We start from the raw sequence: 13768 nt of genomic DNA on the forward strand, positions 1-13768 counted from the left end.
TAGACTGTACTGATGCATGCCCAAGGTGGATTAGGTGGCGTTCATGCGTTTTTCCCTGCGATTTGCGATCTTCGCGGCGGCCATGGTTCTGAGTGCGTGCGGTGATGCACGACGCCCCACCGCCGTAAACGGACCCGTCGCCGAGGGAGCCGCCAACGCGGTCGGCGCCAACGCGCCGAGCGCGGCCGGCGGCTTCGTCATCGAGAACAGCACGGTGATCCCGCTGCGCTCAGCCGACTCAGGGCGCGACTATGAAATCTACATCAAGACCCCGCCCGGGTACGACGAGCCAGCCAATGCGGGCCGCCGGTATCCCGTGCTCTATCTCACCGATGGCCCCTACACCTTCCAGGTCGCTTCAGGTCTGACGCGGGTGCCGTTCAATCACGGGCGTTTTCGGGAGTTCATCATCGTGGGCCTGTCGTACGCGCGCGGCGAGGTTGCCGCCGACAGCCGCAGACGCGATCTGACGCCCTGGCGCGATCATGAGATCAACGGCGTCACCGGCGGCGGTGAAGCCTATTTCACCTTTCTGAAGCAGGCTGTGATGCCGCTGGTGGAAACACGCTACCGCGTCGATCGCGTCGACCGCACCCTGGCGGGGCAGTCCTACGGCGGTCTCTTTGGACTGTGGGTGGCGTTCCATGAGCCCAAGCTCTTTCGCAACTACATCTTGACCAGCCCTTCGATCTGGTTCGCCGACCGGGCGGTCCTGCAAAGCGAAGCGGCCTACGCGGCGACTCACAAGGACCTGCCGGCCAGAATCTATCTGGCGACGGGTTCGCGTGAGCATCCGGGGCCCGGCGGATGCGCCGATTGCGACAACGACATGGTCGCCGACCAGTCGCGCCTGGCGGCGATGCTGAAAAGCCGCGCCTATCCGAGCTTGGAGATCAGGACAAACGTCGTGGACGATGGTTTCCACGAAACCACTTTCCCGATCGGCCTGATGCAGGGCCTGCAGTGGCTTTACCTGAAGAGGTGATCTGCTCGAGCCCCGCCCCTAAAACGGAGCGGCCGCTGACCAACCCCTTCGCTAATTGGGCGTTCGACTGTCAGTCGCGGTCGCCATTAGCTGCCTCTGGCTCCCAACCTAGGATCGGACTTTTGGCCACCACTTAAGGCCTTCCAGATTGCCGCTCGCACCACCTCGCAATAGGTTCTTTGCCATGACGATGATCCGCACGCGCTTTCCGCAGGGCTGAACGCGTCCGTCTTTTTTGGACGGATTCGTCGGCGCGAAGCTTCGCGCCTTGCCCTTCTCAGACGACCGTCGCCTTCGGCGGCGCCCAACGCGCATCGCCCCCATCATGGCCCATCACCAACCCCGCCCGCTCCGCGTCGAGCGCCTCAAGCCTTTGAACGTCACCAAGCTTGTGAAGAAATACTTGTCTGGTTGCATGTAGAAAGCCAAGTAAAGCGATGTTGATATTCGATCTAATCATGCTAGCCGCAGTGCTGGTCCTGGCGGCGTGGCGGCTGATCGCGCCGGCCTGGCGGCCAAGGCTGCGGATCGCCGCTGCCGGCCTGGGCATCTTGCTGGCGGCGGCCAAATGGGCCTTGTACGGCTTCACTTGGCAGGATCTGCCGGCCCATCTCCTGTTGGCGCTGAGCGCCCTGCCGCTGGTCCGCACGGGCGTCGTGTTGCGCTGGATCGGTCGCCTCGGTCTGGTCGGGATCGCCGTCGCATGCATCGGCGTCTGGATCCTGCCCGCCGTCCCGACGCTACCGCCGCCCGACGGCCGCTACGCCGTCGCGACTCAGGTCTTTCGCTGGACCGACGCGTCGCGGGATGAGCCGCATACGACCGACACGGGCGACCGGCGAAGCGTGATCGCCCAGACCTGGTATCCGACGACGCGCCGTTATCATTCCGGCGGCGCGCGTCTCCCCTACATCGACGGCATCGGCCACATGCCTAGCCAGGTCGGCATCATGCCCGGCTTCATGCTGCATCGCTACGGCCAGATCGATACCCACGCTGTGGCCCTTGCACCGCTCGCGCACCGCGATCGGGCCTGGCCGGTGGTGATCTTCTCGCCGGGCTACGGCGCGCCCCGCGCCGTCTATACCGGACTGGCGACCCGGCTCGCCAGCCGTGGCTTCGTCGTCTTCGTGCTGGACCATCCCTACGAGTCGGCGGTGACCCAGCTTCCGGACGGCCGGGTGGTCGGGCTCCAGGAGATCTTCCCGCCAGATCGCACCCAATTCATGCCCGACCAGCAGATCGTGCGGACCGCCGACATTCGTTTCGTCATCGACCAGCTCGCGCGCCCGGAGGCGCTGTCGCCGCTGCTGCGGGGCGGCCGGATCGAGGCCGCGAAGGTGGCTGTGATCGGCCACTCCTTCGGTGGAGCGGCTTCAGCCATGGCGATGAGCGAAGACCCGCGTATCGTGGCCGCCGCCAACATCGATGGCACGCCCTATGGGGACCTGCCGGACCGTCAGCTGACCCGGCCCTTCCTCTTGCTGCAGAGCGACAATGCCGAGACGCATCACGGCGACCTCTTCATCAACGGCAACGGCAAGCTACTCGCCCGCATGACCGGGCCGGGCTTCCACTTTGAGATCAAGCACGCCAACCACTACAGCTTCACCGATGCGCCCGTCTTCTTCGCCCCGCCGGGGCGCTGGCTGTTGGCGCAGGTGGTGGGCGGCGGCCGCGGGCCCGCGGCCACACAGCAGGCGGCGGCCGACATTCTCGCGGCGTTCCTCTCGGGCCCACTCACCGGCGTGCCCACCAACCTGGCCGCGACAGCCGCTCGTTATCCCGACGTGTTGGGCGGACCCGTGAATCCCACATCCGGCGCCGCACCAGCGTCGAATGACTGAGGTTTTCAAAATGCCGATCCGCGGCCGACAGTGGTCTGGACTGGCAGTTCCCGGTTGTTCGATGCTCATCCCGCGAAGAGCGCGTGCTCCCTCACCCGACAAGCCCTGTATCTACACGTTGCTCCAAATGGAGAGCTTCGGGCCGATGGGGTCGCGGCGTTGGGCCGACGATAACGACTGTTCCGCGCCATGAGCGGAAGTTGCTACGCCTCCAACAACCGGACCTCAGCGCCCTCGCGATAAAGGCCAGGCAAGGCGCCCTATATCGACGTGGTGGCTGCGCCCGATGCGACGTTTCAAGCTTGTAACTTGATCGCACGCCGCCGGCCGACGAAGGTTTTCTCCGGCCTGATCTGCGAAGGCCGGGCTCGCCAGCGTGCTCGTTTCGCGCGGGTATCGGCAACCCCACGCCAGCGAGCCAATCTTGCAGCAGTCTCCAATCACTCCGTCGTCCACCCGAAGCTTCGGCGCGCGTCAGGCCGGATGGCGTAGCCCGGCCTTGGTCGTCGCGCTGGGCGTCCTGGTCGCGGCGCCCAGCCTTGCGATCGCCCGACCGCAATCGAGCGTCGCGGAGGCCGCCAAAGTGATTGCCTTCGATACGCCTATCAAGACCTTGAACGGGACGCGGCTGGTCGCGCCGCGCGGATGGTCTCTCCTCAAGACAGCGAGCGCGATACGTCTCGACGCGCCGGAGAGCGGATCTTCGATCCTTGTCTCCGACACGGTCGGAGGCGAGGCCGATGTGGCGGTGGCGGCGGCCTGGTCAGCCTATCGCGCCGCCGCCGCGCCCGCGCTGAAGGGCGCCAAGGATCGTACGGTTCGCGACGGCTGGGACCAGGTTCGCGTCTACAGCTACCAACCGCCGGCCGGCGAAGAACGCACGATCTGGGCCCGGGCGCTGCGTAAGGGCGACCGCTGGACTGTGGTCATTCAGGACATGGCCGACGAGGTTTTGGAAAAGCGCGATTCCCAGGTTGAGGTGATCCTCAACAAACTGCTGCCCTCCGGCTATGAGCGCGAGTCCTTCGCCGGGCGGACCGCACACAAGATTGATGCGGCGCGTCTGGCCGCCTTGACGGAACTGATCGAAACCGCGCGGGCCGACCTCGACATCCCTGGCGTCGGCTTTGGTCTGATCCAAGACGACAAGATCCTGTTCGAGGGCGGCTTTGGCGTGCGCGAGCTGGGCAAGCCCGAGCCTGTCGACGCCGACACCGCCTTCATGATCGGCTCGAACGGCAAGGCCCTCACCACGCTCATGCTCGCCAAGCTAGTCGAACAGGGAAAGATGGACTGGGAAACGCCCGTCTCTTCGCTGTGGCCCGCATTCCGCTTGGGCGACGCCGCGACGACGGCCCAGGTGCGGGTCAAGCATCTGGTCTGCGCCTGTACGGGCCTGCCTCGCCAGGACCTGCCGTGGATCTTCCAGGGCGACAAGGCCCAGGCCTCCACCGTCCTAACCTGGCTGTCGACGATGCAGCCGACCAGCGGCTTTGGCGACCTCTATCAATATTCCAATCTGCTCGCGGCCTCGGGCGGCTATCTGGGCGCGTACGTCCAGCAACCCGATCGTGAACTGGGCGCGGCCTATGACGCGGCCATGCAAGCGCTGGTGTTTGACCCGCTTGGCATGTCGCGCACGACCTTTGACTACGGAAAGGCCCTGGCGGGCGACCATGCCGCGCCGCACGCCTTGGACATCGATGGCCGCCAGCAGGTCGCCGTGATGGGGCTCAACGCCGCCGGCATCCCCTCGCGCCCGGACGGGGGCGAATGGAGCACGACGCGCGATATGCTGCGCTATGTGCGGATGGAATTGGCCAAGGGGCGGCTTCCCAACGGCGAGCGCTACATCGCCGAGGGCCCGCTCCTGGCGCGCCGAATTCCCCAGGTCACCGAAGGCAGCGACGAATATTACGGCATGGGCCTGAAGATCGACCGCATCTGGGGCGTGCCGGTCATCCACCATGGCGGCACGCAGTACGGCTATCGCGCCGACATGATCTGGCTCCCCGATCAGGGCGTCGGCGCGGTCATCTTGACCAATTCAGACTCCGGCGCGGCGCTACGCTCGGCGTTCCGGCGGCGACTTTTGGAGGTCTTGTTCGACGGCGAACCTCGGGCGGCGGCCGACCTGGCCAACTACGGCAAGGCGTTTAAGGCCAGCCGCGGCGAAGGTCGACAGACCCTGACCGCGCCGGCCTACCGCGCGGTCGTCGACAAGCTCGCGGCCCGTTACGCCAACGCCGATCTGGGTGATCTCGTTGTCCGGCGTGAGGGCGACAAGACGGTGTTCGACTTCGGCGGTTGGGCCAGCGAGGTCGCTAGCCGCAAGAACGACGACGGGACCGTCACCTTCGTCACCATCACGCCAGGCGCAGATGGCTACGAGTTCGAACTCGCCGACATCTCCCAGAGCCGAGGTCTTCTCATTCGCGAGGCTCCGCGCGCCTATCGGTTCGTAGAGACGCGCTAGCGCGAGAGCATCCTGCCCTCGAACGATCAAGTCATCGCGGTCAGGGCTTGTGGCGCGCAAGCGCCAGAAGCGGACTCTCCAACTTCTCCACGAACACGACGTTCGACAATATGTTTGCGTCTGCGCACGGAGTAAGCCGGCGGTCCGCCGGACATCCTCGCACCCCGCCGGCATTGCTTGGCACCGTCGTATCTAGACGCAGGCTGGCCAAGCCGCCCAGCCCTAGCCTCCCGAAGGACCTCGCCATTGGCCAATCAGCGCCGCGGCGTCCCGCCTTGGCGAGCGACCAAACAACCGAGCATATTCGCGACTGAACTGTGATGGGCTTTCATAGCCAACGCGATCAGACGCCTCAGCGGCTCCCAACGCCTCGCTCACCATTAAGCGTCGCGCCTGGATAAGGCGGATTGTCTTATGGAATTGCAGCGGGGTCATGCTGGTCACCGCCTTGAAGCGTCGATGGAAGGCCGAGACGCTCATGGCCGCAAGACGCGCCAGATCTTCAATCGGCGCAGGATGATCGAAGTGTTCACGCATCCATCGCACGGCCGTATGAATGCCAGAGAGCGCTGTGCCGGGCGTGGCTATGTCGCGCAACAGCCAGCCGTTCGGCCCCTGGAGCACGCGATAGAGGACTTCGCGTTCATAGGCGGGCGCGAGGATGGGAATGTCTTCCGGTCGCTCCGTGAGCCGCATCAGCCGCATCCAGGCGTCGAGCAGTTCCGGCGTGATCGCGGCGACGGAGAAGCCAGCCCCCTCCCCGGCCAAAAGAGGTGCCTGCTCCAGGAGCGATGCGATCACGGCGCGGTCGAGCGTCAGGCTTACGGCGAGATAGGGCTCTCCGGTCGGCTCGGCGTGGACGGTCCCTATCGCCGGCAGATCGACCGACATCACGAAATAGGTCGCCGGATCATACCGCAGCGTCTGGTCGCCGATGGTCATCGACTTCGATCCTCGAAGGATCAGATTGATCATCGGTTCGTAGACCGCGGCCAGTTCATGCTCAGGGATGACCCCCTGGGCCATCGCCAATCGCGGTATGCCAGTCTCGGTCCGCCGGTTCTCAGCGCGCGCCGCGAGACGGCGCAGCTCGTTCAAGGGCTGTTCCATGCACGCTGCTTGCGCGGCCGTTTGGTCCTGCGCAAGCACTAAGCAGGATCAGGCAAGGATCAGGCAGGATCTCCCAGCGCCGAAAGAGACCCACCGGCCTATCTCCCACGCCTCGATCAGCGCGGAGAGCGAACATGTCAGTCGTCATCATCACGGGCGCGAGCCGGGGCCTGGGTCGGAGCGCGGCCCTGCAGTGCGCCCAGCGCGGCGTGGGCGTGATCGTCACCTACAACAGCCATCCCCAGGGCGCCGAGGCGGTCGTCGCCGAGATCCAGGCGATGGGCGGCAAGGCCAAGGCCCTGCCGCTCGACGTCGCCCAGGTCTCGAGCTTCGCCGCGTTTCGCGACGCCGTCAGCCTGACGCTTGAGGCCCATTGGGCGCGCGACCGCTTCGACTTCCTGGTCAACAACGCCGGCCATGGCCTCTTCGAGCCGATCGCCAGCGTGACCGAGGCCCAGTTCGACGGGCTCCTGAACGTGCATCTGAAGGGGCCGTTCTTCCTGACCCAGGCCCTGCTCCCGCTGATGGCCGACGGCGGGGCCATCGTGAACATCACCAGCGCCACCACCCGCGTCGCCACGGCGGGCGTCGCCCCCTACGCGGCGTTCAAGGGCGGGCTCGAGGTCCTGACGCGCTACATGGCCAAGGAGTTTGGCGATCGGCGCATCCGCGCCAACGCCGTCTCGCCGGGGGCGATCCGCACCGACCTCGGTGGAGGCCTGAACGCCGAGTTCGAGACACTGCTCGCGGGACAGACCGCCTTGGGCCGCGTCGGCGAGCCGGACGACGTCGGCCGGGTGGTGGCGAGTCTGCTGTCCGATGAGAGCGCCTGGATCAACGCCCAGTCGATCGAGGTGGCTGGCGGCTACCTGATTTGACGCGAGCTGGGGGGCGCGATCTAGCCAAGCCCTCGCGGCGAGGCCGCCTCAGCGTGCGTCAGAGAGGGCCAGACATCGGGCCTGGCCCCCGCCCCAAGCTTGGAGACTGACATGACTGACGAAATCGCTGTTCGCGAGGTTATGGCGCGCTATGTCCGCGCCGCCGACCAGAGAGACGGCGCCGCGATGGCGGCGCTGTTCATCGAGGGGGCTACGGTCGAGATCCACTACGATAAGGGCGGCGCGGGCCAGTTGCTGGGTGTCCTGGAAGGGCGCGAGGCGATCGCCAACGCGGTCAGCGCGATGATGCGCCCCCACCCTCCCCGCGGCTGGAGCCACCACACGACGCACGACGCCCTGGTCTCGATCGATGGCGACGTCGCCGAACTCGACACCCAGTTCATCGTGTTCAACGTCTTGGGCGCGGAGGAGCCGGCCGAGGGATGGCCCGCCACGGCGGCCGGAGCCCAGGGCGCCATCACCCCGATCGAGTCTGGCTACTACCGGCCCACGCTGCAGAAGCGCGACAGCGCATGGCTGATCCAGACGCACAGGATCTATCACGACCTGCCGATGGCCTTTCCCCGCCAAGCCGACTGAACGGTCCCCGTTGGTTCAAGGGCGCGCGGCGCGGCTTCAAGCCGCCCGCGCGGACCGGGCCGATCATGCAGGGATCCGCTCGTCGAACCCCGCCTCCGAGCGGTGTCCGCCAGCCAACCGGAAGGTCATCCCCATGTCCCTGACGCTTTACCACTTTCCCTTGTCCGGCCACTCCCACCGCGCCCGGCTGTTCCTTTCGCTGCTCGGCGAGAAGGTCGACATCGTCGACGTCAACCTGGCCCAGGGCGAGCACAAGTCGCCGGCCTTCCTGGCGATGAACAGCCTGGGCCAGGTGCCGGTGCTGAAGGACGGGACGGCGAGCATCGCCGACTCCAACGCCATCCTGGTCTATCTGGCCAAGAAGACGGGCCGCTCGGACTGGTTGCCGGAAGCTCCGCACGAGGCCGCGCGGGTCCAGCGCTGGCTGTCGATCGCCGCCGGCGAGATCGCCGCCGGACCGGCCTCGGCGCGACTGATCACCCTGTTTGGCGCCAAGCTCGATCCGGAAAAAACCATCGCCAAGGCCCACGCCATCCTCAAGGTGATGGACGAGGAGCTCGCGCGGTCGGACTACCTGGCCGGATCCCGTCCCACCATCGCCGACGTGGCGGCCTATTCGTACGTGGCCCACGCGCCGGAGGGCAACGTCGCGCTCGACGACTACGGCGCCGTGCTGGCCTGGATCGCCCGGATCGAGGCCTTGCCGGGTTTCGTCCCGATGCCGGCCTCGGCCGTGGGCCTGCGGGCGTGACACCCCGACGTCGACCAGATCTCGAACACTCGGCGCGCCTGTCTTCGGGCGCGCCGGGCCCTCGCCCGGCCAAGGCTCCCGAGCCTAAAGCCGAACCCGCGCCATCACCGATCGAGGGGCGTCTCCTGATCGAGATCGAGCGAGGCGAGAGCCTCCATCTCGCCACCTGCTGGCTCGCCTGAGACGACCCAACCCCTTGGAGGTCCCACGATGTCCATGCCCTCACTTCCCGTCTGGCCGCACGCCCGTTCGCCGTTCCATGCCGGCGAACAGGCGGTGCAGGATCGCGTGGGCGTGCGCGACAGGATCGAGGCTCTGGGGCGGAAGGTGATCCGGGGCGAGATGCCCGAGCAGCACCAACAGTTTTTCGCACAGGTCCCGTTCCTGGTGTTGGGCGTGCGGGGCGAGGACCAATGGCCCTGCGCGACCTTGATCGCCGCCGCCGCCGGCTTCGCGCACGCGCCGACGCCGACAAGGCTGGCGGTCGACGTTCGGCCTCATGCGGAAGACCCCGCCGCCGCGGGTCTGCGCCTGGGCGGAGCGGTGGGCGTGCTGGGCATCGAACTGCCCACACGGCGTCGCAATCGCCTCAACGGCCGGATCGAAGCGCTGGATGACAAGGGCTTCGTCATCGCCGTCGACCAGAGCTTCGGCAACTGCCCGCAGTATATCCAGACGCGAACGCTCGAAGCCGCCCCGCCCCGCAAACCGGATGCCCAAGAGCCCGCCACTCGAAGGTCGGGCCTGGACGAGGCCGCGCGCGCCCTGATCGCGACGGCCGACACCTTCTTCATCGCCTCGGCCGCGCCGCCTAGCGAGGCCGTTGGCCCCGTCGGCGGGGTCGACGTTTCTCATCGCGGCGGCAAGCCAGGCTTCGTGCGGGTCGAGGGCGACGTCCTGACCGCGCCCGATTTCGTGGGCAACTTCCTGTTCAACACCTTGGGAAACCTCACGCTCGATCCCCGCGCGGGGCTGGTGTTTCCCGACTTCGCCACGGGCGATCTGCTGCATCTGGCCGTGACGACGGAGATCATCTGGGACGGTCCGGACGTCGAGGCCTACGCCGGCGCCCAGCGCCTGCTGCGCTTCACGGTCGATCGCATGGTGCGTGTCCCCGCGAGCCTGCCGCTTCGCGCCGTCGGCGCGATCGGCCTTTCGCCCTATCTGGAGCAGACCGGATCGTGGTCGAGCCCCACGCCGACCGACTGGGCGTCACGGGATTACAAGCGGCTTCGCTTCGCCCGGATCGTCGACGAGACCCGGTCCGTGCGCTCGCTCTGGCTCGAACGGGAGGATGGCGGCGCGCTGCGAACCTTCACCCCCGGCCAGTTCCTGCCGATCCGGTTGCCGATCGGCCGCAACCGTTTGACGCGCACCTACACGCTCTCGGAGCTGTTCGACGGCCACGTCTATCGCCTCAGCGTCAAGCGCCAGGGCGCGGCGTCGGGATGGCTTCACCAAGCCAAGGTCGGCGACACGCTGGAGGCCCTGCCGCCAAGGGGCGGCTTCGTACTCGACGCCCCGTCACAGCGGCCAGTGGTCCTGATCTCGGCCGGCATCGGGGTCACCCCGATGGTGGCGATGCTCAATAGCTTGCTGGCCGACACGCCCGATAGGCCCGTCTGGTTCTTCCACGGCGCGCGGAGCCGGGACGAACACGCCTTCGCCGACCATGTGGCGAGCCAGGCCAGCCGCCATGCCAATCTTCGCGTGATCACCGCCTATAGCGCGCCGCGCGATGAAGACCTGGCGCGTGGCGTGCTCTCGGGCCGGATCGATCTCGACCTGATCCGCCGGACGCTGCCGCTCGACGACTACGAGTTCTATCTCTGCGGCCCGCCTGACTTCATGCGGGCGCTCAGCGAAGGTCTGCCCAAGCTTGGGGTCGCGCCCGAACATATCCACAGTGAGGCGTTTGGCCCGGCGCCCCTTACTCCGCAGAACGCTCGGGTGGTCGGCGAGCCGATACCCGACACGCTCGTGACCTTCGCGTCCATTGGCAAGACAACGCCTTGGCCGAAGCAAGGCGGCAGTCTGCTGGACCTTGCCGAACAGGTGGGGCTCGAGCCCGCCTCCGGTTGCCGAATAGGGGTCTGCGGCGCGTGCCGGACCGCGGTGCTGTCGGGCAGCGTCGCCTACGACGCACCGCCGACAGCCGATCATGCGCCGGATGAAGCGCTCCTATGCTGCGCCAGGCCCGCCACCGATCTCGTTCTAGACCTCTAGCGATCAAAGGCTTCCCATGACCAAACCCCATCCGACCCAGGCCATCGAAATCACCCGCTTCCATCTCGCCGAGGGGCTGACGATCGGTGATTTCATCCGCGCCAACGCCGATGTCGATCCCTGGCTCTCGCGCCAGCCCGGCTTCGTGTCGCGGCGTATCGCCCAGGACGCGGACGGCGAGGTCATCGACATGCTGGTCTGGCAGAGCGCCGCGCAAGGTCGGGCCGCCGCCCGTCGGCTGATGTCCGAACTGGCTGACTCGCCCGTTCATGACACCATCGACCAGGGGACCGTTTCATGGACGGTCGCGCCGGTGTTCCACCGCCTCGATGCGGAGACCGCTCAGGCCGAGTGACGGAACTGGAGGCGGCGTTCAGCCAAAAGCGCGCGGCCCGGCTTCAAGCGCGCTGATGAGGCAAGGCGCAGGGTCTGGGGACGCGACAGGTTGCTGCGCGCCGACATCTTCAAGGAAAAAAGACATGAGCGATCCCCAACCCCTCTCGCGCCAAGGCGCGGCCCTCGCCATCGTCGTCGCCGCGCTGCTGGGCGCCCAGCCCAGCGCGGCGGCCGCCCAGACGCCCTACGCCAATATCAACAAGGCAGCCGCCGCGGCCGACATCACCCTCACGCCGCTGCGTGGTGGCGTCTATCTCGTCGAAGGCTCCGGCGGCAACATGGCCGCGATCGGCGGCCCCGAGGGTCTGCTGCTAGTCGACGACGGGATCGCTCTGTCGAAGACCAAGATGCGGACTGCGCTCAAGCGCGTGGGCAAGGGTCCGCTGCGCTATGCGATCAACACCCACTGGCATTGGGACCACACCGACGGCAACGGCTGGGCGCGCCAGGACGGCGCGGTCGTGGTGGCCCACGCCAACACCGCCCGCCACCTGGAGGAGACCATCCGCGTCGAGGAATGGGGTCACACCTTCACCCCGGTCGCGGACAGCGGGCGCGCGGACGTGCGCATCACGGCTTCGACGACGATCGCCTTCGCCGGCGACCAGCTTGTCCTCCGCCCGTACGCTCCGTCCCACACCGATGGCGACCTATCGGTCTATTTCCAAGGTGCCGACGTCCTGCTGACGGGCGACACCTGGTGGAACGGCCTCTATCCGTTCATCGACTACGTCGCCGGCGGCGGCATCGACGGGATGATCGCGGCCGCCGACGCCAGCATCACTCAGGCCGGACCGCGCACCATCGTCATTCCGGGCCATGGCCCCGTCGGCGGTCGCGACGATTTGGTGGCCTACCGCGCCATGCTCGCGACCATTCGCGACAACGTCGCCCGGCTCAAGGCCCAAGGCCTGACGGTCGATCAGGTGATCGCCGCCCGTCCCACCGCCGCCTTCGACGAGGTGTGGGGCAAGGCGATCATCAGTCCCGAACTCTTCACGCGCCTCGTCTATCGCGGCGTGTAACCGGATCCGAAGCCCAACTCCCCCAGACGGTCGTCGCTCCCGCGCCTAGCGGCGCGACGGCCGGGGCTTCGGTAGGCTCGTCGCCCTCACCCTCCCCCAGACGGGGGCGACGAGCCGATCATGCGACAGGATCGCCGAGCGCATGGCGCATGGCCTCCAGCGTGGCGATCATCGCCCGCATGGCGGCGGGATTGTATTCGCCCTGCCCCGGCGCGCCGTGGTGGATCTCCACGGAACGTCCCCCGCCCAGATCCATATGGAACGTGTCCGGCGTCACGAACCGCTGGCCAGCCGGGGCGCCATCCGGCGCCAATTCGCGCGCGCCGGCCTCGGTGTCGACCGCGCCGAGCTGCTCTAGCTGCCCATTCAGCAGCGCCTTGAGCCCAGGATCGAGATCCCCGCCCGAAGGCCCCAGCAAGGTCAACGAAAAGCCGTTGGAGGTGTCTGCGCCAAACAGGCTCGTTGGGCTTTGCAACGACGCCGTCTTGGGCGGGGCGATGGGATCGGTAGGCGAAGGCGAAGACGACGGCGCTGGCCCCTTTCGCGTCAGGGCTGCGATGGACTGTCCGGCCGTCAGACCCATGATGCTCATGATGGAAAGCTCCTCAGTCTGTAACTGCGGACGCCTTCGCAACAAGCGGGCCACGGATCAGACGTACAAGGCGCGACCTACCCGTTCCCAAAATCGCCGCGCGGGCGGCGGGATCTGCCTAAGTCGCGCCCGAACGTGCCTGTCGGCGGGTTGAGTCGATTACCTGGGCGAACGTTCAAATTCCGCCAGGACTTCGGCCAAGGCGTCGGGGGCGGATAGAAATGGCGAGTGGCCAGCATCAAGCAAGGCGCGCCCGGCCAAGGTCAGGCGCGCGCACATCGCCGCCTGGGTCTCCAGCGGAATCGTCTCGTCGCCGGCGCTTTGGACATAGAAGCGGGCGATCGCGGCCGGCGGATCGCACGGTAACGGATCCACCGCCGGCCCCAGCGCCTGCCAGGTCGCGCAATGGTCGGCGGCCCAGGCGGCCAGGTCGGCGGGACAGCGCGTGTAGAAGGCCGCGATGCGGTCCTCCCGATTCAGCGCCGCCACGCCTCTTTCGGCGTCGATGATCATCCTGGGAACCGCGCGACCAGCCGGGCCAAGGTCGAGCGCCTGGAGATGCGTCTCGCCGGCCAGCGGCGCGCTGGCGGCGACATAGACGAGCGCTTCAACGCCCTGAGGGCGCATCGCCGCGGCGGCGGTGATCGCCGCGCCGCCGAGGGAATGGCCCACCAGCCAAACCGGATCGGCTCCCATGGCGGCCGTAATCGTTCGCGCGCAGTCGTCCAGGCCCACCGCGCCCAGCGCGTCCGGCGCTTCACCGACGCCTGGAAGGTCGACGGCCTCCACCACGTGCCCTTGGCGCTCAAGCAGATCCCCGAGGCGCGACCAGCACCATGCGCCGTGCCAGGCGCCGTGGACGAGGAGGAAACGCGCCATGGA

Annotated in this window: 12 protein-coding genes; 9 read left to right on the forward strand and 3 right to left on the reverse strand. The window is 67.3% G+C overall.

Annotation, left to right across the window (positions count from 1 at the left end; translation table 11 throughout):
* Nucleotides 1-43: 43 nt before the first annotated feature.
* The 3 genes from AC1RJ9_RS24405 to AC1RJ9_RS24415 all read left to right on the forward strand — a co-directional run bounded on the left by AC1RJ9_RS24405 (nt 44) and on the right by AC1RJ9_RS24415 (nt 5308).
* On the forward strand, nt 44-985 hold the full coding sequence (locus AC1RJ9_RS24405; protein ID WP_492840721.1) for an alpha/beta hydrolase: 942 nt from the start codon (nt 44-46) through the stop codon (nt 983-985).
* 437 nt (nt 986-1422) lie between these two features.
* Complete coding sequence (locus AC1RJ9_RS24410) at nt 1423-2832, forward strand: alpha/beta hydrolase family protein (protein ID WP_492840719.1); 1410 nt, start codon at nt 1423-1425, stop codon at nt 2830-2832.
* 424 nt (nt 2833-3256) lie between these two features.
* On the forward strand, nt 3257-5308 hold the full coding sequence (locus AC1RJ9_RS24415; RefSeq protein WP_492840717.1) for a serine hydrolase domain-containing protein: 2052 nt from the start codon (nt 3257-3259) through the stop codon (nt 5306-5308).
* 222 nt (nt 5309-5530) lie between these two features.
* Here AC1RJ9_RS24415 and AC1RJ9_RS24420 read toward each other — a convergent pair whose 3' ends face one another.
* Nucleotides 5531-6406 (reverse strand): AraC family transcriptional regulator, encoded by an 876-nt coding sequence (locus tag AC1RJ9_RS24420; RefSeq protein ID WP_492840715.1) that lies wholly within the window; start codon nt 6404-6406, stop codon nt 5531-5533.
* 146 nt (nt 6407-6552) lie between these two features.
* Here AC1RJ9_RS24420 and AC1RJ9_RS24425 point away from each other — a divergent pair, with 146 nt between their 5' ends.
* From AC1RJ9_RS24425 to AC1RJ9_RS24450, 6 genes are all read left to right on the forward strand, one after another.
* On the forward strand, nt 6553-7296 hold the full coding sequence (locus tag AC1RJ9_RS24425; protein ID WP_492840713.1) for an SDR family NAD(P)-dependent oxidoreductase: 744 nt from the start codon (nt 6553-6555) through the stop codon (nt 7294-7296).
* Nucleotides 7297-7407: 111 nt separating this feature from the next.
* Nucleotides 7408-7896, forward strand: a complete 489-nt coding sequence (locus AC1RJ9_RS24430) for a nuclear transport factor 2 family protein (RefSeq protein ID WP_492840711.1) — start codon at nt 7408-7410, stop codon at nt 7894-7896.
* A 133-nt stretch (nt 7897-8029) separates the two neighbouring features.
* Nucleotides 8030-8647 (forward strand): glutathione S-transferase family protein, encoded by a 618-nt coding sequence (locus tag AC1RJ9_RS24435; RefSeq protein ID WP_492840709.1) that lies wholly within the window; start codon nt 8030-8032, stop codon nt 8645-8647.
* A 210-nt stretch (nt 8648-8857) separates the two neighbouring features.
* Nucleotides 8858-10873 carry a 2Fe-2S iron-sulfur cluster-binding protein gene (locus tag AC1RJ9_RS24440; protein ID WP_492840707.1) on the forward strand — a complete coding sequence of 672 codons (2016 nt, stop codon included), beginning with the start codon at nt 8858-8860 and terminating at the stop codon, nt 10871-10873.
* Nucleotides 10874-10889: 16 nt separating this feature from the next.
* Complete coding sequence (locus tag AC1RJ9_RS24445; RefSeq protein WP_492840705.1) at nt 10890-11228, forward strand: hypothetical protein; 339 nt, start codon at nt 10890-10892, stop codon at nt 11226-11228.
* A gap of 124 nt (nt 11229-11352) precedes the next feature.
* Nucleotides 11353-12294, forward strand: a complete 942-nt coding sequence (locus AC1RJ9_RS24450; RefSeq protein ID WP_492840703.1) for an MBL fold metallo-hydrolase — start codon at nt 11353-11355, stop codon at nt 12292-12294.
* A 118-nt stretch (nt 12295-12412) separates the two neighbouring features.
* Here the strand turns inward: AC1RJ9_RS24450 and AC1RJ9_RS24455 are convergent, their stop codons facing one another.
* On the reverse strand, nt 12413-12886 hold the full coding sequence (locus AC1RJ9_RS24455; protein WP_492840701.1) for a hypothetical protein: 474 nt from the start codon (nt 12884-12886) through the stop codon (nt 12413-12415).
* Nucleotides 12887-13045: 159 nt separating this feature from the next.
* Entirely contained in the window at nt 13046-13765 is a 720-nt protein-coding gene (locus AC1RJ9_RS24460) for an alpha/beta fold hydrolase (RefSeq protein ID WP_492840699.1), read from the reverse strand.
* Nucleotides 13766-13768: the final 3 nt, after the last annotated feature.

The organism is Caulobacter sp. GW822-FHT07D08 (assembly GCF_058798735.1).

Bases quoted from the DNA above. Each gene is read 5' to 3' on its own strand.
- AC1RJ9_RS24435 (WP_492840709.1), top strand. From the start codon at position 8,030: ATGTCCCTGACGCTTTACCACTTTCCCTTGTCCGGCCACTCCCACCGC.
- AC1RJ9_RS24425 (WP_492840713.1), top strand. From the start codon at position 6,553: ATGTCAGTCGTCATCATCACGGGCGCGAGCCGGGGCCTGGGTCGGAGC.
- AC1RJ9_RS24430 (WP_492840711.1), top strand. From the start codon at position 7,408: ATGACTGACGAAATCGCTGTTCGCGAGGTTATGGCGCGCTATGTCCGC.
- AC1RJ9_RS24410 (WP_492840719.1), top strand. From the start codon at position 1,423: ATGTTGATATTCGATCTAATCATGCTAGCCGCAGTGCTGGTCCTGGCG.
- AC1RJ9_RS24455 (WP_492840701.1), bottom strand. From the start codon at position 12,886: ATGAGCATCATGGGTCTGACGGCCGGACAGTCCATCGCAGCCCTGACG.
- AC1RJ9_RS24405 (WP_492840721.1), top strand. From the start codon at position 44: ATGCGTTTTTCCCTGCGATTTGCGATCTTCGCGGCGGCCATGGTTCTG.
- AC1RJ9_RS24450 (WP_492840703.1), top strand. From the start codon at position 11,353: ATGAGCGATCCCCAACCCCTCTCGCGCCAAGGCGCGGCCCTCGCCATC.
- AC1RJ9_RS24460 (WP_492840699.1), bottom strand. From the start codon at position 13,765: ATGGCGCGTTTCCTCCTCGTCCACGGCGCCTGGCACGGCGCATGGTGC.
- AC1RJ9_RS24440 (WP_492840707.1), top strand. From the start codon at position 8,858: ATGTCCATGCCCTCACTTCCCGTCTGGCCGCACGCCCGTTCGCCGTTC.
- AC1RJ9_RS24445 (WP_492840705.1), top strand. From the start codon at position 10,890: ATGACCAAACCCCATCCGACCCAGGCCATCGAAATCACCCGCTTCCAT.